This is a genomic window from Pantoea sp. PNA 14-12, from assembly GCF_004364735.1.
Classification (GTDB): Bacteria; Pseudomonadota; Gammaproteobacteria; order Enterobacterales; family Enterobacteriaceae; genus Pantoea; species Pantoea stewartii.
This window is the reverse complement of sequence record NZ_SOAJ01000002.1, coordinates 629,695-656,066: the sequence shown is the minus strand read 5'-3', so window position 1 is coordinate 656,066 and position 26,372 is coordinate 629,695. Positions and strand designations below refer to the sequence as shown.

Here is a 26,372-nt window from a genome sequence, read left to right as displayed (position 1 = left end):
AACTAAAAAAAGTGATACGCACCATCAATGTTCGTTACTTACTGATTATTCGATAATTTAACTCTATATAGTCTTCATGGAGAGTAAGCATAAAAGTATAACTTTTAGCAAATTCAGCGATACACGTGCGGGGACAGCGCCGCGTGTAGAAAAAACCACCACAGCGAGAATTGTAAGGATTATGCAGAAAAAAGGGGTGATAGAAATATTTTGTCATAAAAATGACAGAGATCAGGTGCGTGATTAAGAGTTTTCCGATAATATGCATTCATCAATAATATCGATGGATTGTGTCAGGTGAAAAAAAGAATTTTTTTGATAGCCGGCGTGGCTGTTCTGGCTGCAACAACCGCTTATGGAAGCTTATCCGCGGGTGGATCTCGGCCTGATTTCGTTACAGCAGCAGAAAATAAAACGAATAACTTCCTGCAATACAGCTATGGTAAGGGTAAATGTAAAGCCGCGCCCGGAACGGCATTGAGCTGGGACATGGAATGTAAGTATGACGGTGGCAAGAAAGTGGTTAAATTCGCTCTCTACTCCGCTGAGCATGCAACAAAAAAATCTGTTGATACCTTTTATCTCGTTGCAAAAAATCAGGCTGCAGTCGACTCAGCCAGCACAGGTATGGGGCAATATTTGCCTATTTCTACGCAAGATATAAGCAGTAGTTAGTCGGCCTTAATACACAGCTAATACTCAATTCAGTTTTAGAAGCCAGCGATATCGCTGGCTTCCTTCATTGTACTTTACAACAATCGCAATATCAGATGCGTTTTCCCTTCTTCCTAAATCAGCTTCTTCACCAGCGCCTCGCTGTGGCGAATATGGCTGGACGCGCGCTCAGGATCGTTCTGTACCAGCGCCATAAAGAGCAGGTCCGTTAACGCCAGCTGGGCGGTAGTCGAGGAGATCGCGGCGCTGCGCGTACTCTGTTCTTCTGCAACGGTGTACAGGCAATGCGTGGCGCACTGCTGCAAAGTGTTAGGCGTGAAGCCGGTAAAGGCCAGCACGTCCGCGCCCACCCGCACTGCTTCCTGCGCGGCCAGGTTAATCTCACGACGTTCACCCGTGTAAGAGATCGCCAGCAGCACATCGCCGGATGACATGGCCTGTACGCTGGCCAGCAGCGCGTGCATGTCCTGCTCCGCGACGGCATTGATGCCAATCTTCATCAGCTTCCAGGAAAAATCCTTTGCCACCAGGCCGGATGCGCCGATTCCGACCAGTAAAATACGGCGTGCGCGCTTAAGCAGCTGCAAGACGGCATTCAGCTTCTCTTCGCTGTTGATATCCAGGGTCGCGCGAATGGCCGACAGCTTTTCTGTCAGTAATTTTTCACCCACAGCCTTAAGGGGATCGTCACTGAGGATCTGATTATGCACGGTGATGGCATCTTTATCGGCCAGCGATTCGCTCAGTGCCAGCTTGAGTGCCGGAAAACCTTTATATCCCAGTTTTTGCGCAAACTTAACGACGCTGGACTGACTGACGCCAGCTTCTTCTGCCAGCTTTTGTGAACTTAAATGCCGTGCCCGATCCGGTTGTGACAGTAAAAAATCCGCCAGCCGGCGTTCGTTCAGCGCCAGTGAAGGATAAAGCTGGCGAATGCGCAGCAATGAACTCATGCTCAGTCCTCATGATGTAGCGGTGCGTCCGCAAGGAATAAATGATTCTAAAAGCATTGTAGCCACTGGAATAAAAAATGACAGTCATCGCCTCGCTGCGCGAAGATGACTACAATAGAGGCTGTTGATGCATATTCGTTAAAAAGGAGAGTTGTTTGACCAACGAGAGACAACGTCGCGTGGTGTTTTTCGACCTTGATGGCACATTGCACCAACAGGATATGTTTGGCACTTTCATGCGCTATTTGCTGCGCCGTAAACCCCTGAATCTGCTACTGGTCGTGCTTTTGCTGCCCGTCGTCGGCGCAGGGCTGCTGTTCAAAGGGCGTGCGGCCCGCTGGCCGATGAGCCTGTTACTCTGGTCAATCACCTTTGGCCGATCTGAAACCACCCTGTTACGACTGGAGGCCGAGTTTGCTCAGTGGTTTCGCCAGCGCGTGAAAGCGTTTCCGGTGGTGCAGAAGCGTCTCAGCGAGTACCTCAGCAGCGATGATGCGGATGTGTGGCTGATTACGGGCTCGCCGCAGTCGCTGGTGGAGCAGGTCTATTACGATTCGGCGTTTCTGCCCAGAGTAAAGTTGATTGCCAGCCAGATGCAGCGCGGCCTGGGGGGGCGCGTGCTGAAATTGCGCTGTCTGGGCCACGAAAAAGTGGTGCAGTTAGAAGAGCACATCGGCACACCACTGCAACTCTATAGTGGTTACAGCGACAGCAAGCAGGACAACCCGTTATTGTTCTTTTGTCAGCATCGCTGGCGCGTCACGCCGGCGGGTGAATTGCAGCAGTTAGAATAACCTGTACTGTGCTTCGGTTTTGCCGGCATGCCCGGTATAATGCGCCGCTTTTTGCTGCCGGGAGTGGTTCGTGTGACACAAGAACAAGATGAATACTGGATGCGCCGGGCGCTGACGCTGGCGCAACGCGCATGGGATGAGGGCGAGGTGCCGGTAGGCGCCGTCCTGGTTCACGGCGACCGCGTCATTGGCGAAGGCTGGAACCGGCCTATCGGTCAGCATGATCCCACCGCGCACGCAGAGATTATGGCGCTTCGTCAGGGCGGGAAAGTACTGGAAAATTACCGTCTGCTGGATACCACGCTTTATGTGACGCTGGAGCCGTGCGTCATGTGCGCCGGCGCGATGGTGCATAGCCGGATAGGTCGTCTGGTTTATGGCGCGCACGATGTGAAAACCGGCGCAGCCGGTTCGCTGATTGACGTGCTGGGCCATCCGGGGATGAACCATCAGGTAAGGTTAGATCACGGCGTGCTGGAAGACGCGTGCGCGGCGCTGCTGAGCGACTTTTTCCGCATGCGTCGTCAGCAACAAAAAGCGCTGCGACAGGCGCAGCGCGAAAGCTAATTCATTGCCACTTGTGGCGAAACGGCAGGATAGCCTTTGCCCATCTCCGCTTCCAGCGCGGCCTGCTGGGCAAGGCGCTTTTCCTGCTCCTGCAAATAGCCCACCAGGCTAATCTCATATTTACGAATATTTTCCACGTAGTTATACGCTTCCTGGCCCCGCGCGTAGCCGTAGGTCGTTTGCGCGTAATAACGCTTCTGGCTCAGCATCGGCAGGCGCAGTTTCACATCAGCCCAACTGTCCGGGTTGCCACCCTGTTTTGCCGTGAGCTTACGGGCATCCAGCATATGAGCATAACCCATGTTGTAGGCGGCCAGCGCAAACCAGATACGTTCGTCTTCCGGAATGGACTGCGGGACTTTATCCATCATATTTTGCAGATACTGGCTGCCGCCGCGAATACTTTGCTCAGGATCGGTTCGATCGCCCACTTCCACGCTGTCGGCAGTATTGCGCGTCAGCATCATCATGCCGCGCACGCCGGTCGGTGATGTCGCCTGCGGATTCCAGTGTGATTCCTGATAGGAGATAGCGGCCAGCAAACGCCAGTCGATATTACTGGCGTATTTCTCAAATAACGGTTTGATATCAGGCAGAACCGTATCAATCGCACGCAGGAAGGTGCGCGTATCCACATAATCAAAGGTGCCAACGTGCCCGAGGTATTTCTCTTCCAGCCGCGCCATTGCGCCTTCTTCGCCCATGCCATTAAAGAAATCCAGCATGGCTGCGTTCAGGCTGTCGTCGCTTTCGCGGGGCATATACCACGTCACCGGCTCTTCATCCGTGACGTCAAAGGCGACCGCCAGTTGTGGATGGATGCGCTGAAGCAGTGCGATGGTGACGGAATCGCCAATCGTATAATCCAGCTTGCCCTCGGCGACGGCCTCAAGTAGCGCTTTCGGGCTTTGATCAGTCGAGATAGCCCAGTCAAGGTCGGGATAGTGATCCGCTCTGGCGCTCTTGAGTGTAGACAGATAAGCCGATCCGGAGGCAACGACGAGCCGTCCCTTTAAATCGCCCAGGTTTTTCGGGCGAGTTTTATCCACACGATAAACCAACTGCTGGGAAACGCTGTAATAGCTGGGGCCCGTCTGATAGCGGTTCAGTCGCTCATTATTATAGATAAGGCCTGCGGCCAGCAAATCGGCTTTGCCGTCGTCAAGCGCATCAAACAGGTCGCTGATATTCGCGCGCACCGTGATTTCCAGCCTGACGCCCAGATAACGGGCGAAACGCTTCGCCAGCTCGTAATCCATCCCGGCCGGTGCTTTATTCACGGTGTAGTAAGTCAACGGTGAGTTTACGGTACTGACCCGTAGCACTCCCCGTGATTTAATCTGTGAAATCGTATCCTGCCCGCTCCCATGCCAGGGAATGGACGGCCACAGTGCCAGTGCTAACAGCACGGTGAGCAGACCGATAAACAGATAATTTAATTTCAGGCGTTTCAAATAGTTATCTCTCGATGGCTCCAAGGCCTCTGTCTTTTAAGGCAGTATTGATTTTGTTTTAACTCCCAGAGCGAGGGGCATTTTGCGCAACAAACTGAGGCAGAGCAACTTATAAAGCAATTTTTGCGCAATTATCAGCCAAATCTTGTTGGCCATAAATTTTGCGCAAACGGTTTCGTCGCGGAGTGGCTTTCTCTATAATACGCCCCGTTTTCCCCCTGTTGCGCCCAATGAAGCGTCGCACCCGGCGTTTCAAAGACGAGAGATCTTATGATGGAAATTCTGCGTGGTTCGCCCGCCCTGTCGGCATTTCGTGTAAACAAACTGCTGGCCCGCTTTCAGGACGCTCATCTGCCGGTGAGTGATATTTACGCTGAGTACGTCCATTTTGCCGATGTCAGCGCGCCGTTGAGTGAGGATGAAAAATCCCGTCTGCAGCGCCTGCTCAAGTACGGTCCTTCTCTCGCTGAACATGCGCCACAAGGGCGTTTGCTGCTGGTCACGCCACGTCCAGGCACCATTTCGCCATGGTCTTCAAAAGCGACAGATATTGCGCATAACTGCGATCTGTCACAGGTCCGTCGACTGGAGCGCGGTCTGGCGTTTTATGTTCAGGCACCCCAGTTGACGGAAACCCAGTGGCAAACGCTGTCAGCGCTGCTGCATGACCGCATGATGGAAACGGTGTACAGCGACCTCCATCAGGCCGAACAACTGTTTGCCCACCACGAACCTCAGCCGGTCAAAAGCGTTGATGTGTTGGGTGAAGGCCGTCAGGCATTGGTTCATGCCAATACATCGCTGGGCCTGGCGCTGGCAGACGACGAAATTGACTACCTTCTGGCAGCCTTTACGAAGCTGGGCCGTAACCCTAACGACATCGAACTCTATATGTTTGCTCAGGCGAACTCCGAGCACTGTCGTCACAAGATTTTTAACGCCGACTGGATTATTGACGGCGAAAAACAGCCAAAATCGCTGTTTAAAATGATTAAGAACACCTTTGAGCAAACGCCGGATTATGTCCTGTCGGCTTATAAAGACAATGCGGCGGTGATGGAAGGCTCTGAAGTAGGACGCTTCTTTGCGGATGCCGAAAACGGGGAATATGGCTACCACCAGGAGGCGGCGCATATTCTGATGAAGGTCGAAACGCATAACCATCCTACGGCGATTTCGCCGTGGCCTGGCGCGGCAACCGGCTCCGGCGGCGAAATTCGTGACGAAGGGGCGACCGGACGGGGCGCGAAGCCGAAAGCCGGTCTGGTCGGCTTCTCGGTGTCGAACCTGCGTATTCCGGGCTTTGAGCAGCCGTGGGAAGAGGATTTTGGCAAGCCCGCGCGCATCGTCAGCGCACTGGACATTATGACTGAAGGCCCTCTGGGCGGCGCGGCGTTTAACAACGAGTTTGGCCGTCCTGCATTGAATGGCTATTTCCGTACCTATGAAGAACAGGTCAACAGCCACAACGGCACCGAACTGCGCGGTTACCACAAGCCGATTATGCTGGCGGGTGGCATCGGGAACATCCGTGCCGATCACGTCCAGAAAGGCGAGATTACTGTCGGGGCAAAGCTGATCGTACTGGGCGGCCCGGCAATGAATATCGGTCTGGGCGGCGGGGCGGCCTCATCTATGGCATCGGGCCAGTCTGACGCTGATCTCGACTTTGCCTCCGTACAGCGTGATAACCCGGAAATGGAACGGCGTTGCCAGGAAGTGATTGACCGCTGCTGGCAGTTAGGCGACGACAACCCGATTCTGTTTATCCACGATGTCGGTGCGGGCGGGCTGTCGAACGCCATGCCTGAGCTGGTCAGCGATGGCGGGCGCGGTGGACGTTTCAACCTGCGTGATATCCTCAGCGATGAGCCAGGGATGAGCCCGCTGGAAGTCTGGTGTAATGAATCGCAAGAGCGTTACGTCATGGCGGTGGCACCCGAAAAGCTGGCTGAATTTGCGGCGATTTGCGAGCGTGAGCGCGCGCCTTTTGCGGTTATCGGTGAAGCCACAGAAGAGCAGCATCTGACGCTCAACGACAGCCACTTTGATAACAGCCCAATTGATATGCCGCTGGATGTGCTGTTGGGGAAAACCCCGAAAATGACGCGCGATGTCGTCAAACAGCAGGCGCAGGGCACACCGTTACACCGTGATGGCATCGTCTTAACGGAGGCGGTGAATCGCGTTCTGCACTTACCGACCGTGGCGGAAAAAACCTTTCTGATCACCATCGGCGATCGCAGTGTGACCGGCATGGTGGCACGGGATCAGATGGTAGGACCCTGGCAGATCCCGGTAGCCAACTGTGCGGTCACGACCGCCAGCCTCGACAGCTATCATGGTGAAGCGTTCGCTCTGGGCGAACGCGCGCCGGTGGCGCTGCTCGACTTTGCCGCCTCAGCACGGCTGGCGGTTGGTGAAGCGCTGACAAACCTGGCCGCCACGCCCGTGGGGTCATTGAAGCGAGTGAAACTCTCGGCAAACTGGATGTCAGCCGCGGGTCATCCGGGCGAAGATGCGGGCCTGTATGACGCCGTGAAAGCTGTCGGTGAGGAGCTGTGTCCGGCACTGGGCATTACTATCCCGGTGGGTAAAGACTCCATGTCGATGAAAACCCGCTGGCAGGAAGGCACTGAACAATGCGAAATGACGTCGCCGCTGTCGCTGGTGATTACCGCCTTTGCTCGTGTCGAAGATGTTCGTCGCAACGTGACGCCTCAACTGATGGCGGATCAGGACAACCTGCTTCTGCTGATCGATCTGGGTAACGGTGCCAATACCCTGGGCGCAACCGCGCTGGCGCAGGTGTATCGTCAACTGGGCGACAAGCCTGCCGATGTACGTGATGCACAGCAACTGGCAGGCTTCTTTAATGCGATGCAGGCGCTGGTCAGCCAACAGAAACTATTGGCCTACCATGACCGTTCCGATGGGGGCCTGCTGGTCACGCTGGCAGAAATGGCCTTTACCGGTCACTGCGGTGTAGATGTTGATATCGCGGCGCTGGGCAGTGATGCGCTGGCGGCGCTGTTTACTGAGGAACTGGGCGCAGTCATTCAGATCAAGGCCGCCGATCGTGAAGGTGTCGAGCAGATTCTGGCTCAACATGGACTGGCGCAGTGCAGTCATGTGCTGGGCAGCGCACAGCCGGGCGATCGCTTCGTGATTCGTTCAGGCGACAGTGCTGTGTACAGCGAAAGTCGCACCACGCTGCGTACCTGGTGGGCGGAAACCACCTGGCAGATGCAGCGTCTGCGTGATAACCCTGCCTGTGCTGATCAGGAACATCAGGCAAAACAGGACGACAACGATCCGGGTCTTAACGTCAGCCTGACCTTCAGGCCGGAAGAGGACGTTGCCGCGCCGATGATTGCGACAGGTGCCCGTCCGCGCGTGGCCGTGCTGCGTGAGCAGGGTGTTAACTCTCATGTGGAAATGGCCGCAGCCTTTGACCGCGCAGGCTTTACCGCCGTGGACGTTCATATGAGCGATCTGCTGGCAGGACGCATCGATCTGGAACGTTTCCAGGCGTTAGTGGCCTGTGGTGGCTTCTCTTACGGTGACGTACTGGGAGCCGGTGAGGGCTGGGCGAAATCTATCCTGTTCAACCCGCGTGTGCGCGATCAGTTCGAAGCCTTCTTCCATCGTCCGCAAACGCTGGCGCTGGGTGTTTGCAACGGTTGCCAGATGATGTCCAACCTGCGCGAGCTGATTCCTGGCAGCGAACTGTGGCCGCGCTTCGTGCGTAATCAGTCTGAGCGCTTTGAAGCGCGCTTCAGCCTGGTTGAAGTGGCCGCCAGCCCGTCATTACTGCTGGATGGCATGGCGGGTTCGCGGATGCCTGTTGCGGTATCACACGGAGAAGGTTTTGTAGAAGTGCGCGATGGTACTCACCTGGCGGCGCTGGAATCCAAAGGGCTGGTGGCGCTGCGCTTTGTGGACAATAGCGGTAAGGTGACGGAAACCTATCCGGCCAACCCGAACGGTTCGCCAAATGGCATCACTGCCGTGACCAACGAAAGCGGGCGCGTCACCATTATGATGCCGCATCCTGAGCGTGTTTTCCGTACGGTCAGCAACTCCTGGCATCCGGCGGAGTGGGGGGAAGACAGCCCATGGATGCGCATTTTCCGTAACGCGCGCAAACAACTGGGTTAATTGCCGTAAAAAAATGGGGAGGCCAGGTGCCTCCCTTTTTTTATGGGCACGAGATGTTGGCAAAAGGAGACAGCCGTCACCTTTTGATGTCGCTGATTGGTGACATCTATCTCTATGATTTTATTATACGGCAGAGGTACGATGAAAATGTGTTGGCATTTGGCGACACATTTGCCAGACCGGATGGTCTGAACGGGCCGCTTTCACTGCTCGCTTACCTGCAAGAGCCTGAACAGAAAGGGGCTTTTATTGTTGGCATGATCTTTGCTATAATTATCGCGCTGCTCATTCACTTGTTTATGAATGCCACCGCGCTGCGGTCAGAGCTCATAAAGCCCGAATGACGCACCAAACGGAGCCTGCCGTCCACCACACCGATAATCGTATGCATTGCATCGTTATCAAGCATCGGACGTAACGTTGAGTTAGGCTCCACCCATTCTCACGCGTGGCTAAGGCGGCGCGTCTGCGGCAGGCCAGATGGTCTGCCGTTTTCTTTTCTGCCTCTTCCTTCTCCGGGCCGACTCCGCTAGCATCCGGTAAGCGTATCTTTATGGAAGCCGTCGCGTGAAAAAATGGCGTTTTTTCCCCCAATCTCTGCGTCAGCTGGTGCTGATGGCCTTTTTGCTGGTGCTCCTGCCCTTACTGGTACTGGCCTGGCAGGCATGGGAAAGCCTCTCCGCACTCAGCAATCAGGCGGCGGACACTAACCGCAACACCTTTACCGATGTCCGGCGCAGCGAAGCCATGGCACGAACCGCCATTGAGCTGGAGCGCAGCTATCGTCAGTATTGCGTACTGGGTGATGCCTCGCTGGCGAAGCTGTATCAGACGCAGCGGATTCGTTACAGCCAGATGCTCAGCTCCCATGCTGATAATCTGCCCGATTTACCGGCTTTTAAGACGCTACGGGACACGCTGCCGCTGTTGGAAACCCTGCAGTGCCAGAACGGTAATCCGATGGGCAGTGCTGCGCAGGCGCTTGACCGTTTTTCCGCAACCAACGCACAACTGGTGCACGACACGCGGGAGGTGGTATTCGCCCGCGGCTTACAGCTTCAGCGCGAAATCGCCGATCGCGGTCAGTTCTTTGGCTGGCAGGCGCTGATTCTGTTCATTATCAGCCTGACACTCACGCTGCTGTTTACCCGCATGATCATCGGTCCGGTCAAAAGTGTCGAACGGATGATTAACCGCCTTGGCGAAGGGCGGGAACTGGGCAGCAGCATGGTGTTTCGGGGGCCACGGGAATTGCGTTCGCTGGGACAACGTATTGTCTGGCTGAGCGAGCGGCTGCACTGGCTTGAATCTCAGCGACACGAATTTTTACGCCACCTTTCACACGAACTGAAAACCCCGCTGGCCAGTTTGCGTGAAGGCACGGCGCTTCTGGCGGATGAAGTCGCGGGCGTGCTAAATCCGGAGCAGAAAGAAATCGTCTCCATACTCGATACCAGCAGCCGTCATTTGCAGCACCTGATTGAACAATTGCTCGACTACAACCGCAGGCTCGCTGATGGGCCAATCACGCTTGAGGCGATCAAACTGGACGATATCGTGCATGACGTTGTGAATGCCCACGCCCTTTCGGCGCGTAACAAACAGATGCATGTTGAGATCGATCTGAAGGCCACAGATTGCCTGGCTGAGCCTATGCTATTAATGAGCGTAATTGATAACCTCTACTCTAACGCCGTGAACTATGGCAATGAATCCGGTAACATCTGGCTTCGTAGCCAGCAGCAGGGCGATACAGTCATCATTGAGGTCGCTAACAGCGGTACGCCCATTCCCGAGCATGAGCAGGCAATGATCTTTGAGCCCTTTTTTCAGGGCAGCCATCAGCGCAAAGGGCCGGTTAAAGGCAGTGGGCTGGGGTTAAGTATCGCAAAGGATTGTCTGCGCCGTATGCACGGCAACCTGCAACTGGTCAGCCGCGATGACGCGGATGTTTGTTTTCGCATTGAACTGAATACCACCGCCGGGAAAGTCTGAAGTATGAAATTTTTTGCCGCGATTCTTATAAGCGCACTGAGCACCCTGATGCTCAGCGGCTGTGCCTCCTCACCGGCGACCTCGGCATCCCAGCCCGCACCAAACTCTGTCGCGGTGCCTGAAACGCGCCTGGTGGATTATCTGACAACCCGCTGTAGCGATATCTGGCATATTGAAAACACTGCCGCGCTTGCCAATCCCCTTTACTGGATGCGCAGTATTGACTGCGCCGAACGACTTTCGCCCGCGGAAGCCCGCGCCGAGGCGCACCGCTGGCCAGTAGACAGCTGGTCGCGAGCCTTTAAACAGGGCGTACTCATGGCAAATGGCAACGTAACGCCACTGGAACGGCGCGACTATATCACCGAGCTGGACAGCTACAGTGAGCAGTTCCCGCAAAACCTGCGGGCACTCATCCAGCTCTGGCGCAGTAACCAGGCGGCACAGCTGGATTTAAGTGCGCTACGTTCGCGGTACGTCCATCTGCAGCAGAGCAGCGATGCGCAGACGGATGCGCTGCGTCAGCAGCAGATAAAATTACGGCAGCAGTTAAGCGATACGCAAAGCAAGCTGGAGCGGTTAACCGATATCGAACGCCAGCTTTCGTCGCGCAAAACCTCAGAGATGCCAGAAGGCAGTCATGGAACGGCGTTGCCACAAGAGGAAGAGCAGTAATGATAAAACATGCGGCACATCTGCTGCTGGTGGATGATGATCCCAGCCTGCTGAAACTGTTAGGGATGCGGCTGAGCAGCGAAGGCTATCAGGTGACCACCGCAGCCAGTGGGCCTGACGCGCTTCGGCTGTTGCAGAAAGAGAAAATCGATCTGGTGATAAGCGATTTGCGCATGGATGAGATGGACGGCCTGGCGCTTTTTGGCGAAATCCAGAAACGCCATATGGGCTTGCCGGTCATCATTTTAACCGCACACGGTTCGATTCCAGAGGCCGTCGCGGCAACCCAGCAGGGCGTATTTAGCTTTTTAACCAAACCGGTCGATCGCGATGCGCTTTATAAGGCAATCGATGAAGCACTCGCGCAGCGCGTCCCGGTCAGCGACGACCGCTGGCGGGAAGCCATCGTAACACGCAATCCTCAGATGCTGCGCTTACTTGAACAGGCGCACATGGTTGCCCAGTCGGATGTCAGCGTGCTGATCAACGGGCAAAGCGGGACGGGTAAAGAGGTGCTGGCGCAGGCTATCCATGCGGCCAGTCCGCGCGCCGACAAGCCGTTCATCGCGATCAACTGTGGTGCCTTGCCCGAGCAGTTGCTGGAATCGGAGTTATTTGGTCACGCGAAAGGTGCCTTTACCGGTGCGGTCAGCGCGCGCGACGGCCTGTTTAAAGCGGCCGAAGGCGGGACGCTGTTTCTGGACGAAATCGGCGATATGCCGCCCGCGCTGCAGGTGAAGCTGCTGCGGGTCATACAGGAGCGTAAAGTCCGGCCGCTTGGCAGCAACAACGATATTGATATCAATGTGCGGATTATCTCCGCCACGCACCGGGATTTACCGAAAGCGATGGAGAAAAACGAATTCCGTGAAGATCTCTTTTATCGCCTGAACGTCGTTAACCTGAAAATACCGGCGCTGCATCAACGTACCGAGGATATTCCGCTGCTGGCTAATCATCTGCTACGCCAGGCCGCGGACCGTCACAAACCGCAGGTGCGCAGTTTTTCGGTGGATGCGATGAAGCGCCTGATCTCCGCCAGCTGGCCTGGTAACGTGCGTCAGTTAGTGAATGTGATTGAACAGTGCGTGGCGCTCAGTTCCTCGCCGGTGATCAGCGATGCGCTGGTAGAGCAGGCACTGAGCGGCGAAAACAGCGCATTACCAACCTTTGTCGAGGCGCGTAATCAGTTTGAACTCAATTACCTGCGCAAGCTGTTGCAGATGACCAAAGGAAATGTGACCAACGCGGCGCGTCTGGCTGGACGTAACCGTACTGAATTCTATAAGCTGCTGTCACGTCACGAACTGGACGCCAGTGACTTTAAAGAGTAATTTTCTGCCGCACCAGCCTGCAGCATGGCCAGCGACATTTATACTTAAAAAATCCCTCTGACCACGGAGGGCGCGAGGAAAGGGTCTGACATGAAAAAGATCGATGCAATAATTAAACCATTCAAACTTGATGATGTGCGCGAAGCGCTTGCTGAAGTCGGCATCACCGGGATGACCGTAAGCGAAGTGAAAGGCTTTGGCCGTCAGAAAGGGCACACGGAACTCTACCGTGGGGCAGAGTATATGGTGGACTTTCTGCCGAAGGTAAAAATTGAAATGGTGGTAGGCGATGATATCGTGGACACCTGCGTCGAAACCATCATGCGCACCGCGCAAACCGGCAAAATTGGCGACGGCAAGATCTTTGTTTTCGATGTCGCTCGCGTAGTGCGTATCCGTACCGGTGAAGAAGACGAGGAAGCGATTTAATCGTGTCCTTGTCGAAAGCCCGCCTGTCGCGGGCTTTTTTATTATTACATCACTTTATGCGGACCAAACACCTCATAGTGAATCCTGTCCGCCGTCACGCCGACCGCCAGCAGCTGCTGAACGACGAACTGCATAAAGCCCAGCGGCCCACAAAGATAGAAGTGGGTATTCACCTCCTGCAGACGTGGTGAAACGCTCGCCAGATCCATAAGGCCTTGCGCATCATAACGACCTGCATCACCCTGATTTGGCTCGCGATACCAGATATGTTGGGCAAAATCAGGCAACAGGGCACCGGCCGCGCGCACTTCATCTGCAAAGGCATGCTGCTGGCCGTTTTCAGCGGCATGTAACCAGTTGACCGCTGCCGGGTGCTGCCGGGCAGCCAGCGCATGCAGCATGGCCAGCATAGGCGTTTGCCCTACGCCCGCTGAAATCAACGTGACCGGCGTCGTCGGACTTGCCTGGAGAAAAAAATCTCCGTGTGGAGGCGTCAGCTGAATCTCATCGCCTGCTTTGGCCTGTTGATGCAGCCAGCCTGAGACTCTTCCCCCGGCTTCCTGTTTTACCGCAATTCGGTAGGTCTGCGCATTGCTGACGGTGGTGAGTGAGTACTGACGAATTTGCTGATAACGGAAGCCCGCTGGCTGCAGATGCAGTGCCACATACTGCCCCGGCCTGAAGGACGCAATGGGTTTACCATCAACAGGAGCGAGGGTAACGCTTTTGATCACGTCACTTTGTTGCTCAATCGCGCTGATGAAGAAGGCTCTCGTGCCGCGCCAGCTGCCTTGCTGGTGTGCCGATGCCTGATAAAGGGCTTCTTCACGCTGGATAAAGATATCGGCCAGCACTGTGTAGGCGCGTCTCCAGGCGGCGAGCACCGCTTCGCCAGGATTCAGCATGGCGTCGATAGAGGCGAGTAAATACTCACCCACAATTTTATATTGCTCAGGCTGGATAGTCAGGCTGGCGTGCTTTTGGGCAATTTTTTCGACGGCTGGCCGTAGCGCCGTCAGATTGTCCAGATTGGCCCCGTAGGCGCAAATCGCATTAAACAGCGCTTCACGCTGTGCGCCATTGCGCTGGTTGGCCCTGTTAAAGACATGCTTTAACTCTGGATGATGAGAGAGCATCTGACTGTAAAAATGGGCCGTCAGATCGGGGCCGCATGCGGCAATCGCGGGAAGGGTGGATTTCACAATGTGAATCGTCTTGGCATCAAGCATGGGAATACCTCACTTAAAGTTGCATTTTAAATGCATCTTATGGCCGGGCGTTTTGTTCTGTAAATAGCGTTGTGGTTTACAGGAAGACTGAGCGGCAAATTTTCAGACGGAGAAATGGAAAATTTCCGTTACAGGGTGCGGGGAAAAACAGCGGAAAACCGCTTGCAAAGCGAGCCAAAAACACATCGCCAATGCGAAGCCAAACGTTTGCGTAAAAAGAGGGGATTGGCCCTACCGTCCCCTGGTAAAAGGGTTTACACTGTCTGCCTTCGCCCTTTGGAGGCGTAATTTGCCGATTTAAAGATAGCCAGTCAGGAGATGCGGATGTTAAAGCGTGAAATGAACATTGCCGATTATGATGCCGAGTTGTGGCAGGCGATGGAGCAAGAGAAAGTGCGTCAGGAAGAGCACATTGAACTGATTGCTTCTGAAAACTACACCAGCCCGCGTGTAATGCAGGCGCAAGGTTCACAGCTCACCAACAAATATGCTGAAGGCTATCCTGGCAAACGTTATTACGGCGGCTGCGAGTATGTAGATATTGTTGAGCAGCTGGCTATCGATCGTGCGAAAGCGCTGTTTGGTGCAGATTATGCCAACGTACAGCCGCACTCAGGTTCACAGGCTAACTTTGCTGTGTTTACCGCCCTGCTGCAGCCAGGCGATACCATTCTGGGTATGAACCTCGCGCACGGTGGTCATCTGACGCACGGTTCGCCTGTTAACCTGTCGGGCAAACTCTACAATGTCGTGCCTTACGGTATCGATGAAACCGGTAAAATTGACTACAACGAACTGGCTGAGCTGGCAAAAACGCACCAGCCTAAGATGATCATTGGCGGTTTCTCTGCGTATTCGGGTATTTGCGACTGGGCCAAAATGCGCGAAATCGCAGACAGCGTTGGTGCCTGGTTGTTTGTGGATATGGCGCACGTTGCGGGTCTGATTGCGGCTGACGTTTACCCGAACCCTTTACCGCACGCGCACGTTGTGACTTCTACAACCCACAAAACGCTGGCCGGTCCGCGTGGCGGCATCATTCTGGCGAAAGGTGGCGACGAAGAACTGTACAAAAAGCTTAACTCTGCGGTTTTCCCTGGCGGCCAGGGCGGCCCGCTGATGCACGTCATTGCGGGTAAAGCCGTGGCGTTCAAAGAAGCGATGGAACCCGAGTTCAAAACCTACCAGCAGCAGGTGGCAAAAAACGCGAAAGCGATGGTCGAGGTCTTACTGGAACGCGGTTATAACATCGTGTCAGGCGGCACTTACAACCACCTGTTCCTGATTGATCTGGTGAGCAAAAACCTGACCGGTAAAGAAGCGGATGCGGCACTGGGCCGTGCCAATATCACCGTGAACAAAAACAGCGTGCCGAACGATCCGAAAAGCCCGTTTGTCACCTCCGGTGTACGTATCGGTACCCCAGCGGTCACACGTCGTGGCTTTAAAGAAGCGGACGTGCGTGAACTGGCCGGCTGGATTGCTGACGTGCTGGACGATGTGAACGACGAAGCCACGATTGAACGCACGAAGCAAAAAGTGCTGGATATCTGTGCGCGCCTGCCGGTTTACGCCTGATCCCGTCAGGTGAGTCAACGGTGGAAAAAGGATGGCCCCGGCCATCCTTTTTTATTGCCCGTCTCACGTGGCTCTGACAAAGTATCGACCTCTTAACACGACCGGTCACACTATTGCTGGAGGGAACATGGCAATCGGCTCCGCCAGATGGCTTGGATTAAGCTATTTCACCTACTTTTTTTGTTACGGTATTTACCTGCCTTTCTGGGGCGTCTGGCTAAAAGGCGTGGGACTGAACCCCGAACAAATTGGCCTGCTGCTTGGCTGCGGCATGGTGGCGCGTTTTGTAGGCAGTTTGTTCATCGCCTCGCAGGTTAAACATCCTTCTCAACTGATTACGGCGTTGCGGCTGCTGGCGCTGCTGACCTGTCTTTTTGCCGTGGGATACTGGACTGGACAACAGTGGTTGTGGCTGCTGTTAGTGATGACCGGCTTTAATCTGTTTTTCTCCCCGCTGGTGCCTTTAAGTGATGCGCTGGCGGCGACCTGGACGCAACAAATTGGTCTGGCCTACGGGCCGGTGCGCCTCTGGGGTTCTCTGGCCTTCGTCATCAGTTCGTCGTTGACCGGTATGCTGGTGACGGCTTTTTCATCCCAGGCGATTTTAATGCTACTGTCAGCGGGCGTCATAAGTATGCTGGCGGGTATGTTGCTGACGCCGCAAACACACCCTCAGGGCAGCGAACGCAAGAGCAACGTCAGCGGTGGCTGGCAGGCCTGGCGCGATCTGATACGGGAAAACGCGGTCTGGCGTTTCATGGTGTGCGTCACCCTGCTGCAGGGAGCGCATGCGGCCTATTACGGCTTCAGCGCGATCTGGTGGCAGGAAAGTGGCTATTCCGCCTCGCGCATCGGTTATCTGTGGTCGCTTGGCGTGGTGGCAGAAATTGTGATCTTTGCGCTGAGTCACCGTCTGTTTCACCGCTGGCAGGCGCGCGATTTACTGCTGCTGTCCGGCGTTTGCGCGTTAATTCGCTGGAGCCTGCTGGGGGCCAGCACGGCACTGCCGGTGTTGATTGTGGCGCAAATTCTCCACTGCGGTACGTTTACGGTCTGCCATCTGGCAGCCATGCGTTTCATTGCTTCACGGCAGGGTGCGGAGGTGATTCGGTTGCAGTCGCTCTATTCGGCGCTGGCGATGGGCGGCGGTATCGCCGTGATGACGATGATTTGTGGCGTGCTGTTTACCCATCTTCATGGACAGCTGTTTTGGGTGATGGCGCTGGTGGCGCTGCCTGCGCTGTTTCTGCGCCCGCGTCAGGACTCCAGCAAATAACGAATGCGTTGCTGATGATATTCGGTCAACGGCAATTCTGCATGGATCAGCGGGGGCGAAAACAGCGGCAGGGAGGTGACATAAGGCGAGATAATCAAATCAACTTCGCGCGGCGCGCCGTCGCGCTGAAAGTCATCCACATGCTGATAGGTGATATTAACGGGTAATAAGGTGATTTCCCGGATCTGCTGCTCAACGTCCTGTTCCAGCGCCGGATCGTCACCGGTCAGGAGCAGCACCTGTTTTTCCTGAAGGGCGCTGCTCTGCATCAGCCAGGCACCAAAAATAATGGTTATCAGACTGACTTCTTCCGGTTTAAAACAAATCGCGTATTCCTGCTCAAACGCCACCAGCGCCTGCTGAGTGGTTCGCAGCAGGCGCGGATAAAGCCTGGTTACGTCTTGTGCCACACTGTCATCAATGCCAATAGTAAAGTAAGTGCGATCCAGCGCCTGCGCCAGGTGCGTATACAGTTGCTGCTGGAGTTCGGCACGTTCAGGAAAAGGGGTGCCTGACGAAGCCTCGAAGTCATCAATCAGTTGATGCGTGGCGCGCATGAGCCGCTGTTCACTGGCGTGACGGATGCCGTCCGGATGCGGCGCGTGGATGAGGCTGAACAGTAATGTCCAGAAGTCGGTTTCACTCGCATCCGGTGCGAGATGGCACCGTTTTTTCCAGTGACGAATGACATCAGTGGCCGCGCGGCGCTCCGCCTTCATCGCCAGCCAGGCCTGCTGTTGTGCAGTAAAGAGGGCAGGCTGGCGCTGGCACAGGCCGTATTTCATAAATATTTGTAAAAAGAGTTGATCGCGTGTACTGAAAGGGCGATCAAGGCACAGGCTGCAGTGCTGGATGAGTGCCTGTAGATTGGTTTCATCGTAGAGCGCCTTCTCAATTTTCATTTGCTTAAGGCGCTGGCGAAGCGGTGTCGCAAAATGCTCACAGACAAACGTCTGCGACAGACGCAAACTGCGCCGCAGGTTATGTATAAGACAAATTCGTCTGTCCAGCTCTGTACCATGAATGCGCAAGCTGCCATCCACCATTTGGTGAAGTTCCAGTTGATGATAGCGCTGTATCTCATCACCCACGGCGGCAATATCTTGCCTGGCGGTGGCAGCATCCACGTCGTTAAGCAGGCTTAACCGCGTGAGCGTCAGCACGGGAGTGGGCAGAAACAGCAATAACAACAGGTGGCAGCGACGCTGAGAAACGGTGAAGAGTGGTGCTGAAGATGTAGCAGAACTCATCAATCAATATTCCCGCTGGCTATTTTTAGCTAAGAATAGTCAACTGCCCTGACCGGTGAAGGGTTTACCCGGTTTTTTGTTCAGAGGTTTAAGGCGGGTCACAAAATTTTGTTACTTATGAAACCTTTTTATCAGGAACGTTACTTTATAACATTATGAAACGCATGTTTTTCGCACTGCTAACCCTGATAAGTTCGTCAGCACTGGCACATCCTCACAGCTTTATTGATATGAAAACGGAACTGGTTGCTGACGGCGATCGGTTTACGGGCCTGAAAATGATCTGGACCATGGATGAAATTACCTCCGCCGATCTTCTTTACGACGCGAGCGATGCGAAACCGGGCACCGTGGTCTGGAAAAAACTGGCAGCCGGCGTGATGGCGAATGTGCTGGGACAACATTATTTTTCTGAAATCTGGCATAACAAGCAGCGGGTGAAGTTCTTGAATCTACCAAAAGAATACAATCTGTCACGCAGTGGCAACAAAGCGGTGCTGGAGTTTGTGTTGCCGCTGGCCGAGCCACCCACATTAACCGGTCAGCGCTTTGAGATTCTCACCTTCGATCCCACGTATTTCGTCGACATGTTCTATGACAAGCCTGACGCCTTAACCGTGCCGCCAGCGTTGCAGTCACGCTGCGCCTTCACCTTGCATACGCCAAAGCCGAATGACTCGTTGAAGCAGTATGCCTTATCGCTCGACAAGGCCGATGCGCCACCCGAAGAGATGGATCTGGGCAGGCAGTTCGCGCAAACGGTGATTCTGACATGTCACTGACGACCATAGCGCGGCCCAAAAAACGGCTGTGGCCACTGGCAGTATTCATGGTCGGGCTGGTGACGGCGGTCAGCGCGATCTGGCTGTACTGGCCGCAAATTCTGCTGCAAAGTGTGCTCTGGCAAAAAATTATCAATCGCGAGATGACGCAGCTCCTGCAACAGGTCGCCGAACATCCGCACCGGGCTGGCCTGTCATTACTGGCGTTTAGTCTGGTGTACGGCATCCTGCATGCGTTAGGACCTGGGCACGGTAAGGTTGTTATCACCTCTTTCCTGGCCACTCATCCGGCAAAACTGAAAACCAGCATGAAGCTGACGCTGCTGGCATCGCTGTTACAGGGTTCAGTCGCGATTGTTCTGGTAACCCTGATGCTGGTGGTATTGCACACCTCATCACGCCAGTTGCATCTGAGCAGTTTCTGGCTGGAGAAGGGCAGTTATCTTCTGGTGATTGCCCTGGGAATCTGGACAGGTTATCGGGCGGTCAACTCTCTGTGGCGACTGTTCCGACCGAAACCGGTGATGAACATTCGTGCTCTGCATCCACACCATCATCATGATGATCAGTGCGGCTGCGGTCATGCTCATCTGCCCAGTGCACAGCAGGTAGCCGGTGCCGTTAACGTGAAAACCCAGTTACTGGTGGTTCTGTCGATGGGGCTGCGGCCCTGTTCAGGAGCCATCATGATGCTGCTGTTTGCTAAGGTGATTGGCGTTTACCTCTGGGGCGTCCTCTCGGCGGCGGTGATGGCGATGGGAACGGCCCTGACCATTTCGGCGATTGGTCTGCTGGTGCAGCGATCGCGTTCGCTGGCGCAACGGCTGAGTGCAAACAGCCACATAAGCGATCGCGCACGCAGTCTGTTGCCTCTGTTGGCTTTGCTGGGAAGCGTCATGTTAATCGTTGCGGGCTGTGCGTTATGGCAATCTGCTCAGCCGGGGTTGGCGGGCGGCATCCGGCCTTTCTGATTTCTATAGCAGCGAAAAGCGTTTTTCGCTGCTCATTCTGCAATATATTCCTCACTATTTTTTATTTTTCTGCTGACTGTTTAGTGGTGAAATTTGTTTTCACTGTCTACGCTGTTAATAGTTAAATCACCTCCCAATAATGGGATGAATAAAAACGGAACGATTCCGTGCTTTGCGAGGAAAATATCTCATGGCTGATACCCGTATTAATAATGGCTACACCGATCCGCTGGTAACTGGAACAGCGGGTTTGCCCCTAAAACGTATTTCATGGAGTGCCGTTTTTGCCGGTGTTATTTGCGCACTGATAATTCACATATTATTAACTCTGCTGGGAACAGCTATCGGCGCGACGACTATTGATCCCCTGCAGGAAGGCAATCCGTTTAAACATCTGGGCACCGGTGCGCTGGTGTGGACGGCGATTGAAATGCTTCTCGCCATCGTCGCGGGCGCCTATGTTGCCGGACGTCTGGCACAGCGCGAAGGCGCGCTGCATGGGTTACTGATGTTTGGCATCAGCACGGTGATAACGATTTATTTAGCCATCAGTCTTGCCAGTAGCGTATTAGGCGGTGCGATGAACATTCTGGGCACGGGCTTCCAGGCTGTCGGTCAGGGTATTTCAGCCGCTGCGCCATCTGTTACCCAAATGGCAAAAGACAAGCTGCAGGAAAACAATATTAATTTAAATGACATGCAGCGTGAGCTGGAAACGACGCTGCGTCAAACAGGCAAGCCTGAATTACAACCTGAAAAACTGAAGCAGGATGCGAATAATGAAGCGCAGAATGCAGAGAACCAGGCAAATAACACCGCTAATCATCCGCAAACCGCAGACACGGATTTAGCTAACTGGTTTAAAGGCGTTATTGATCGTCATGCTGATACATTACAGGCAGCCGATCGTGAGGCGTTGAAAAATATTATTAAAGCGCGCACCGGCAAAAGCGATCAGGAAGCAGAGCAGATCGTTAATCAGGCAGAGCAGAGCTATCAGCAGGCTATGCAGAAATATCAGGAGCTGAAACAGCAGGCTGAGCAGAAAGCCCGTGAAGCCGGTGAGCAGGCGGCTAAAGCGACAGCGAAAGCCAGCTGGTACGCCTTCTTTATCCTGATTATTGAAGCAGTCCTGGCAGGCGTGATGGGCATGGTGGGACGTCGTACTCAGCCACGTCAGGTGTTGGCGAACGAACGTCGCTAACCGAAAGGCGTTAAAAAAGGCGGCACAGAATGTGCCGCCTTTTTCTTTAGCGCTTCAGCGCTTCGCTCAGTTCATCGCGCATGGACGACAGCAGCGCTTTAACCACACGAGGATTACCGGCCACAATGTTACCTGAATGCAGGTAACCATGATTGCCGGTGAAGTCAGTAACCAGTCCGCCCGCTTCACGTACCAGCAGTTCACCCGCGGCAAAATCCCACGGTTTCAGACCGATTTCAAAATAGCCATCCACACGACCTGCGGCAACATAGGCCAGGTCCAGTGCGGCAGAGCCGGTACGACGGAAGTCCGCACACTGTGTGAACAGTTTGGTCATGATGTTCATGTAAGCCGGCGCGTGCTGTTTCAGCTTGAACGGGAAACCGGTCGCCAGAATGGTGCCATCCAGATCGCGAGCGATGCTGCCGCGCAGACGGTAGCCGTTAAGCTGCGCGCCCTGGCCACGTACGGCACTGAACAGTTCATTACGCATAGGATCATATACCACCGCCACTTCAGTACGGCCTTTAATGCGTACGGCGATAGAAACAGAGAAGTGGGGCAGGCGTTTGATAAAGTTGGTCGTGCCATCCAGCGGATCGATTACCCATTGAATGTCCTGATCTTCACCTTCAAGTTCACCACTCTCTTCAGTAATAATGGTGTGCTTCGGGTAGGATTTACGAATCACTTCGATAATCAGGCGTTCTGCGTCGCGGTCAACATTGGTTACGAAGTCGTTACTGCCTTTCTGGCTGGCTTCGACGGCGTCCGGGGTTTCATAATTCTTGGCAATTAAATTTCCGGCCTTGCGCGCTGCGCGCACGGCAATGTTGAGCATTGGATGCATCGGTATCTCTCGCTGGATGTTAAAGAACGGGGAAAACGGCGCGGAGTATAGCAGGGTGTTCGGTAAATGTCCTGCTTTATGTTAGAGTACGCGTCATCATTTTCTGACCGATCCCAATTATGCTGCAAAATATTCGTATCGTACTGGTAGAAACTTCTCACACCGGCAACATGGGCTCCGTCGCGCGCGCGATGAAAACTATGGGCTTAACTAATCTCTATTTGGTCAATCCGCTAGTGAAGCCGGATTCACAGGCTATCTCGCTGGCTGCCGGGGCCAGTGACGTGATTGGCGAGGCGAAAATTGTCGACTCACTGGATGACGCGATTGCCGGATGCAGTCTGGTGGTCGGCACCAGTGCACGTTCCCGCTCGCTGCCGTGGCCGATGCTGGATTCACGTGAATGTGGCCTGAAAAGTATTGAAGAGGCCCGGCAGGCCCCCGTCGCCCTGGTATTTGGTCGTGAGCGTGTCGGGCTGACTAACGATGAATTGCAAAAGTGCCATTATCATGTGGCCATCCAGGCGAACCCGGAATACAGCTCGCTTAACCTGGCGATGGCGGTGCAGATCATTGCCTATGAAGTCCGCATGGCCTGGTTGCAGGCGCAGGAAAACGCCAGTCCCAAACCGCAGTACGAGGAATCACCTTATCCGCTGGTCGACGACCTGGAGCGTTTCTACCAGCACATGGAACAGATGATGCTGGAAAGCGGATTTATCCGTGAAGCCAATCCCGGCCAGGTAATGAGCAAGCTGCGTCGTCTGTATACGCGTGCCCGTCCTGAGCGCGACGAACTCAATATTCTGCGCGGGATGCTCGCCTCGTTTGAGAAGCGTAAAGGACCGAAACAAAACGGCCCTGAATAGTTGAGTAAAACGCCAGGTTAAATAGTTGAGTAAATTACTTGGTTAAATAGTTGACCAAATTACTCGGGAATGTCAGACTTGCCGTCATCTTCGCTAATCCTCCGATAACCGGACGCTATTGAGGTCGTATGCTATGAGACTGACATCCAAAGGACGTTACGCTGTTACCGCTATGCTGGACGTTGCCCTGCATTCTCACCAGGGCCCTGTTCCACTGGCTGACATCTCTGAACGCCAGGGTATATCGCTCTCTTATCTGGAGCAGCTGTTCTCGCGGTTACGTAAGCACAATCTGGTATCCAGCGTTCGTGGTCCGGGTGGCGGTTATCTGCTGGGCAAAGAAGCCAGCGCGATTGCGGTGGGTGAAGTGATCACTGCGGTTGATGAATCTGTGGACGCCACCAAATGCCAGGGCAAAGAAGGCTGTCAGGGTGGCGAGCGCTGTCTGACCCATGTGTTGTGGCGTGACCTGAGCGTCCGTATTAGCGAATTCCTGAACAACATTACGCTGGCTGAGCTGGTGAATAATCAGGAAATCCTGGATGTGGCCGACCGCCAGAATGCTAACGACAATCGTCGTTTCCAGCACGCCCGCGCACAGGAAATCAACGTTAACCTCCGCGCCTCCTAATCCTCTGCTTCTCCGGCCCTTACTGCTAACGCGGCAGGGGCTGAATCTGCTATAAATACGTATGATTTTTTATACGGAGCTGTAGCGCAATGAAATTACCGATTTACCTGGATTATGCCGCCACGACGCCGGCCGATCCGCGTGTGGCCAGCAAAATGATGCAATTCCTGACGCTGGATGGCACGTTTGGTAACCCGGCCTCCCGTTCGCACCGTTTCGGCTGGCAGGCAGAAGAGGCGGTGGACGTTGCGCGCAATCAGGTCGCGGAGCTGGTCAATGCTGACCCACGTGAAATCGTCTTCACCTCCGGGGCCACCGAATCCGACAATCTCGCCATTAAAGGCGCAGCCCATTTCCACCAGTCGCGTGGTAAACACATCGTCACCAGCGTAACCGAACATAAAGCGGTCATTGATACCTGCCTGCAACTTGAACGTGAAGGCTTTGAGATCACCTGGCTGACGCCAGCAGCGAATGGCCTGATCGCGCCTGACGACCTGCGCGCCGCGCTACGTGACGACACGGTGCTGGTTTCCATCATGCATGTGAATAACGAAATCGGTGTGATTCAGGATATCGCTGCGCTGGGCGCCCTGTGCCGGGAGCGGGGCATCCTGTTCCACGTCGATGCGACGCAAAGCGTCGGGAAACTGGCTATCGATCTCGCTGAACTGCCTGTTGATCTGATGTCGTTTTCCGGTCATAAAGTTTATGGTCCTAAAGGCATTGGCGCGCTCTATGTCCGTCGTAAGCCGCGTATCCAGATTGATGCGCAGATCCACGGCGGCGGTCACGAGCGCAATATGCGATCGGGCACCTTACCGGTGCACCAGATTGTCGGCATGGGTGAGGCTTACCGCATTGCCAAAGCGGTGCGTGAAGAAGAGATGGCTCGCTTGTCGCTGTTGCGTGACAAACTGTGGCACGGCATCCGTGAGACAGGCGGCGTAACGGTGAATGGTGATTTGCAACACAGCTGCGCCAACATACTTAACGTCAGTTTTGCTGATGTTGAAGGTGAGTCGTTGATCATGGCGCTGAAAGATCTTGCGCTGTCGTCCGGATCGGCCTGTACTTCCGCCAGTCTGGAACCTTCCTATGTTCTGCGCGCACTCGGTCTGAACGAAGAACTGGCCCACAGTTCACTTCGCTTCTCACTGGGGCGGTTCACCACTGAAGAAGAGATCGATTATGCCATTGCGCTGGTGCAGAAGTCCGTGACGCGCCTGCGTGAACTCATGAAGTCATAATCAGGCCTGAAGAGGCTGACCACTGCGCACCGGCAACGCCTGCGGTGTGCGGCGTAACATCTGTATGAAAAGCCGTCGCTAAAACAGGCTGGATGAAACGAATAACAAATACGGAGCCCTACAATGAGTACACAACCGATGAATATCACGCTCAGCAACCAGCCCGCCGATGCGCGCTGGGGTGAAAAAGCACTGTTAAGCAGCAATGAAAACGGTATGACCGTGCACCTGCGTGAAGCCGATGCGTTGATGAGCATCCAGCGTGCCGCGCGTAAGCTGGATGGTCAGGGCATTCGTCATGTTGCCCTGACGGGCGAAGGCTGGCATCTGGAGCAGTGCTGGGCCTTCTGGCAGGGCTATCGCAGCCCGAAAGCCAAAAACAGCGTTGACTGGCCGCAGTTGGGTGAACATGAACAGGCGGAATTTGATCGCCGCCGTAAGATCGTAGGCTGGGTGCGCGATACGATTAACCTGCCTGCAGATGATTTAGGGCCAGAGACGCTGGCACACAGTGCCGTAGATTTACTGAGCGAGTTAGGTGGCGAAGCGGTCAGCTATCGCATTACCAAAGGCGATGATTTACGTGAGCAAGGCTATATGGGCCTGCACACGGTAGGACGGGGCTCAAACCGTCCGCCGGTTTTCCTGGCACTGGATTTTAACCCCACCGGCGACAGCGAAGCGCCGGTTTACGCCTGCCTGGTCGGTAAAGGGATTACCTTCGATACCGGTGGCTACAGCCTCAAAACCAGTGCCACCATGGACTCCATGAAGTCAGATATGGGCGGTGCCGCGACGGTGACCGGTGCACTGGCCATGGCCATCGCGCGCGGACTGAAAAAGCGCGTCAAACTCTACCTGTGCTGCGCGGATAACATGGTCAGCAGCAACGCCTTTAAGCTGGGTGACATCATTCGTTACCGCAATGGCAAGTCGGTAGAAGTAATGAACACCGATGCGGAAGGTCGTCTGGTCCTCGCAGATGGTCTGATCGATGCCAGCGAGCAGAATCCGACGCTGCTGATCGATGCGGCAACGCTGACCGGTGCCGCGAAAACGGCGGTGGGCAACGATTATCACGCCTTGTTTACCTTCGACGATGTGCTGGCGCAGTCGGTGATGGGCAGTGCGGTCAGTGAAAACGAACCGTTCTGGCGTTTGCCGCTGGCAGAGTTCCATCGCAGTCATCTGCCGTCAAACTTTGCCGATCTGAATAACATCGCCAGCCCGGCACATTCTGCCGGTGCCAGCAGCGCGGCGGCGTTCCTGTCCTATTTCGTCAGCCACTATCAGCAGGGCTGGTTACATATCGACTGCTCGGCGACGTACCGTAAGAGCGCGGTCGATCAATGGTCGGCAGGCGCAACCGGCCTGGGCGTGCGCACTATCGCCAACCTGTTACTGAAATAAATGCAATCTCCGCGGTGACCTGGTCACCGCTTTTT

The 26,372-nt window shown here is 54.7% G+C and carries 23 protein-coding genes; 18 read left to right on the top strand and 5 right to left on the bottom strand.

Annotated features, from left to right (window positions below; translation table 11 throughout):
• Positions 1 to 297 precede the first annotated feature (297 nt).
• Entirely contained in the window at positions 298 to 675 is a 378-nt protein-coding gene (locus C7434_RS10600; RefSeq protein ID WP_033740924.1) for a hypothetical protein, read from the top strand.
• 113 nt (positions 676 to 788) lie between these two features.
• Here C7434_RS10600 and C7434_RS10595 read toward each other — a convergent pair whose 3' ends face one another.
• Positions 789 to 1,628 (bottom strand): MurR/RpiR family transcriptional regulator, encoded by an 840-nt coding sequence (locus C7434_RS10595; RefSeq protein WP_006120655.1) that lies wholly within the window; start codon positions 1,626 to 1,628, stop codon positions 789 to 791.
• 155 nt (positions 1,629 to 1,783) lie between these two features.
• Here C7434_RS10595 and yfhb point away from each other — a divergent pair, with 155 nt between their 5' ends.
• Positions 1,784 to 2,422 (top strand): phosphatidylglycerophosphatase C, encoded by a 639-nt coding sequence (yfhb, locus tag C7434_RS10590; protein WP_033740923.1) that lies wholly within the window; start codon positions 1,784 to 1,786, stop codon positions 2,420 to 2,422.
• 72 nt (positions 2,423 to 2,494) lie between these two features.
• On the top strand, positions 2,495 to 2,989 hold the full coding sequence (gene tadA / locus C7434_RS10585; RefSeq protein WP_006120653.1) for a tRNA adenosine(34) deaminase TadA: 495 nt from the start codon (positions 2,495 to 2,497) through the stop codon (positions 2,987 to 2,989).
• On the opposite strand, the gene mltF is transcribed toward tadA, so the two are convergent.
• Positions 2,986 to 4,443: a membrane-bound lytic murein transglycosylase MltF gene (gene mltF / locus C7434_RS10580; protein WP_033740922.1), complete on the bottom strand. Its 1,458-nt coding sequence runs from the start codon at positions 4,441 to 4,443 to the stop codon at positions 2,986 to 2,988. The genes tadA and mltF overlap by 4 nt on opposite strands.
• 270 nt (positions 4,444 to 4,713) lie before the next feature.
• Here mltF and purL point away from each other — a divergent pair, with 270 nt between their 5' ends.
• From purL to glnB, 6 genes are all read left to right on the top strand, one after another.
• Positions 4,714 to 8,604: a phosphoribosylformylglycinamidine synthase gene (gene purL / locus C7434_RS10575; RefSeq protein WP_033740919.1), complete on the top strand. Its 3,891-nt coding sequence runs from the start codon at positions 4,714 to 4,716 to the stop codon at positions 8,602 to 8,604.
• A gap of 53 nt (positions 8,605 to 8,657) precedes the next feature.
• Positions 8,658 to 8,948 carry a hypothetical protein gene (locus tag C7434_RS10570; RefSeq protein WP_133745437.1) on the top strand — a complete coding sequence of 97 codons (291 nt, stop codon included), beginning with the start codon at positions 8,658 to 8,660 and terminating at the stop codon, positions 8,946 to 8,948.
• 223 nt (positions 8,949 to 9,171) lie between these two features.
• Entirely contained in the window at positions 9,172 to 10,599 is a 1,428-nt protein-coding gene (locus tag C7434_RS10565; protein WP_006120650.1) for a HAMP domain-containing sensor histidine kinase, read from the top strand.
• A 3-nt stretch (positions 10,600 to 10,602) separates the two neighbouring features.
• The gene (qseG, locus tag C7434_RS10560) at positions 10,603 to 11,274 is read left to right on the top strand and encodes a two-component system QseEF-associated lipoprotein QseG (RefSeq protein ID WP_033740913.1); all 672 of its coding nucleotides are present in this window, start codon (positions 10,603 to 10,605) and stop codon (positions 11,272 to 11,274) included.
• The gene (gene glrR, locus C7434_RS10555) at positions 11,274 to 12,608 is read left to right on the top strand and encodes a two-component system response regulator GlrR (protein WP_006120648.1); all 1,335 of its coding nucleotides are present in this window, start codon (positions 11,274 to 11,276) and stop codon (positions 12,606 to 12,608) included. The genes qseG and glrR overlap by 1 nt, the downstream gene beginning before the upstream one ends.
• Before the next feature lie 90 nt (positions 12,609 to 12,698).
• Positions 12,699 to 13,037: a nitrogen regulatory protein P-II gene (gene glnB, locus C7434_RS10550; protein WP_003848647.1), complete on the top strand. Its 339-nt coding sequence runs from the start codon at positions 12,699 to 12,701 to the stop codon at positions 13,035 to 13,037.
• 44 nt (positions 13,038 to 13,081) lie between these two features.
• Here glnB and hmpA read toward each other — a convergent pair whose 3' ends face one another.
• On the bottom strand, positions 13,082 to 14,266 hold the full coding sequence (gene hmpA / locus C7434_RS10545) for an NO-inducible flavohemoprotein (protein ID WP_033740910.1): 1,185 nt from the start codon (positions 14,264 to 14,266) through the stop codon (positions 13,082 to 13,084).
• A gap of 324 nt (positions 14,267 to 14,590) precedes the next feature.
• Between hmpA and glyA the strand changes: the two genes are divergently transcribed.
• Positions 14,591 to 15,844 (top strand): serine hydroxymethyltransferase, encoded by a 1,254-nt coding sequence (gene glyA, locus C7434_RS10540; protein ID WP_033740908.1) that lies wholly within the window; start codon positions 14,591 to 14,593, stop codon positions 15,842 to 15,844.
• 127 nt (positions 15,845 to 15,971) lie between these two features.
• Positions 15,972 to 17,120, top strand: coding sequence for a 3-phenylpropionate MFS transporter (locus C7434_RS10535; RefSeq protein WP_006120644.1), 1,149 nt, complete (start codon positions 15,972 to 15,974; stop codon positions 17,118 to 17,120).
• Here C7434_RS10535 and csiE read toward each other — a convergent pair.
• Positions 17,102 to 18,370 (bottom strand): stationary phase inducible protein CsiE, encoded by a 1,269-nt coding sequence (gene csiE, locus C7434_RS10530; RefSeq protein ID WP_133745436.1) that lies wholly within the window; start codon positions 18,368 to 18,370, stop codon positions 17,102 to 17,104. The two genes, C7434_RS10535 and csiE, sit on opposite strands and share 19 nt — an antisense overlap.
• A 155-nt stretch (positions 18,371 to 18,525) precedes the next feature.
• Here csiE and C7434_RS10525 point away from each other — a divergent pair, with 155 nt between their 5' ends.
• The 3 genes from C7434_RS10525 to C7434_RS10515 all read left to right on the top strand — a co-directional run bounded on the left by C7434_RS10525 (position 18,526) and on the right by C7434_RS10515 (position 21,327).
• Positions 18,526 to 19,152 carry a DUF1007 family protein gene (locus tag C7434_RS10525; RefSeq protein WP_006120642.1) on the top strand — a complete coding sequence of 209 codons (627 nt, stop codon included), beginning with the start codon at positions 18,526 to 18,528 and terminating at the stop codon, positions 19,150 to 19,152.
• Positions 19,143 to 20,123, top strand: coding sequence for a nickel/cobalt transporter (locus C7434_RS10520; protein ID WP_133745435.1), 981 nt, complete (start codon positions 19,143 to 19,145; stop codon positions 20,121 to 20,123). The genes C7434_RS10525 and C7434_RS10520 overlap by 10 nt, the downstream gene beginning before the upstream one ends.
• Positions 20,124 to 20,313: 190 nt before the next feature.
• Positions 20,314 to 21,327, top strand: a complete 1,014-nt coding sequence (locus tag C7434_RS10515) for a hypothetical protein (RefSeq protein WP_033740904.1) — start codon at positions 20,314 to 20,316, stop codon at positions 21,325 to 21,327.
• Positions 21,328 to 21,373: 46 nt separating this feature from the next.
• Here C7434_RS10515 and suhB read toward each other — a convergent pair whose 3' ends face one another.
• Positions 21,374 to 22,177 carry an inositol-1-monophosphatase gene (gene suhB, locus C7434_RS10510; protein WP_006120639.1) on the bottom strand — a complete coding sequence of 268 codons (804 nt, stop codon included), beginning with the start codon at positions 22,175 to 22,177 and terminating at the stop codon, positions 21,374 to 21,376.
• A 119-nt stretch (positions 22,178 to 22,296) separates the two neighbouring features.
• On the opposite strand from suhB, the gene trmJ reads away from it, so the two are divergent.
• The 4 genes from trmJ (at position 22,297) to pepB (ending at position 26,337) form a co-directional block, all read left to right on the top strand.
• Positions 22,297 to 23,046 (top strand): tRNA (cytosine(32)/uridine(32)-2'-O)-methyltransferase TrmJ, encoded by a 750-nt coding sequence (trmJ, locus tag C7434_RS10505; RefSeq protein ID WP_033740902.1) that lies wholly within the window; start codon positions 22,297 to 22,299, stop codon positions 23,044 to 23,046.
• Positions 23,047 to 23,179: 133 nt separating this feature from the next.
• Positions 23,180 to 23,677: a Fe-S cluster assembly transcriptional regulator IscR gene (iscR, locus tag C7434_RS10500; RefSeq protein ID WP_006120637.1), complete on the top strand. Its 498-nt coding sequence runs from the start codon at positions 23,180 to 23,182 to the stop codon at positions 23,675 to 23,677.
• An 89-nt stretch (positions 23,678 to 23,766) separates the two neighbouring features.
• Positions 23,767 to 24,927: an IscS subfamily cysteine desulfurase gene (locus C7434_RS10495; RefSeq protein ID WP_033740900.1), complete on the top strand. Its 1,161-nt coding sequence runs from the start codon at positions 23,767 to 23,769 to the stop codon at positions 24,925 to 24,927.
• Between the two features lie 123 nt (positions 24,928 to 25,050).
• A complete protein-coding gene (pepB, locus tag C7434_RS10490; RefSeq protein ID WP_033740899.1) occupies positions 25,051 to 26,337 on the top strand; it encodes an aminopeptidase PepB in 1,287 nt (428 codons plus the stop codon).
• Positions 26,338 to 26,372: the final 35 nt, after the last annotated feature.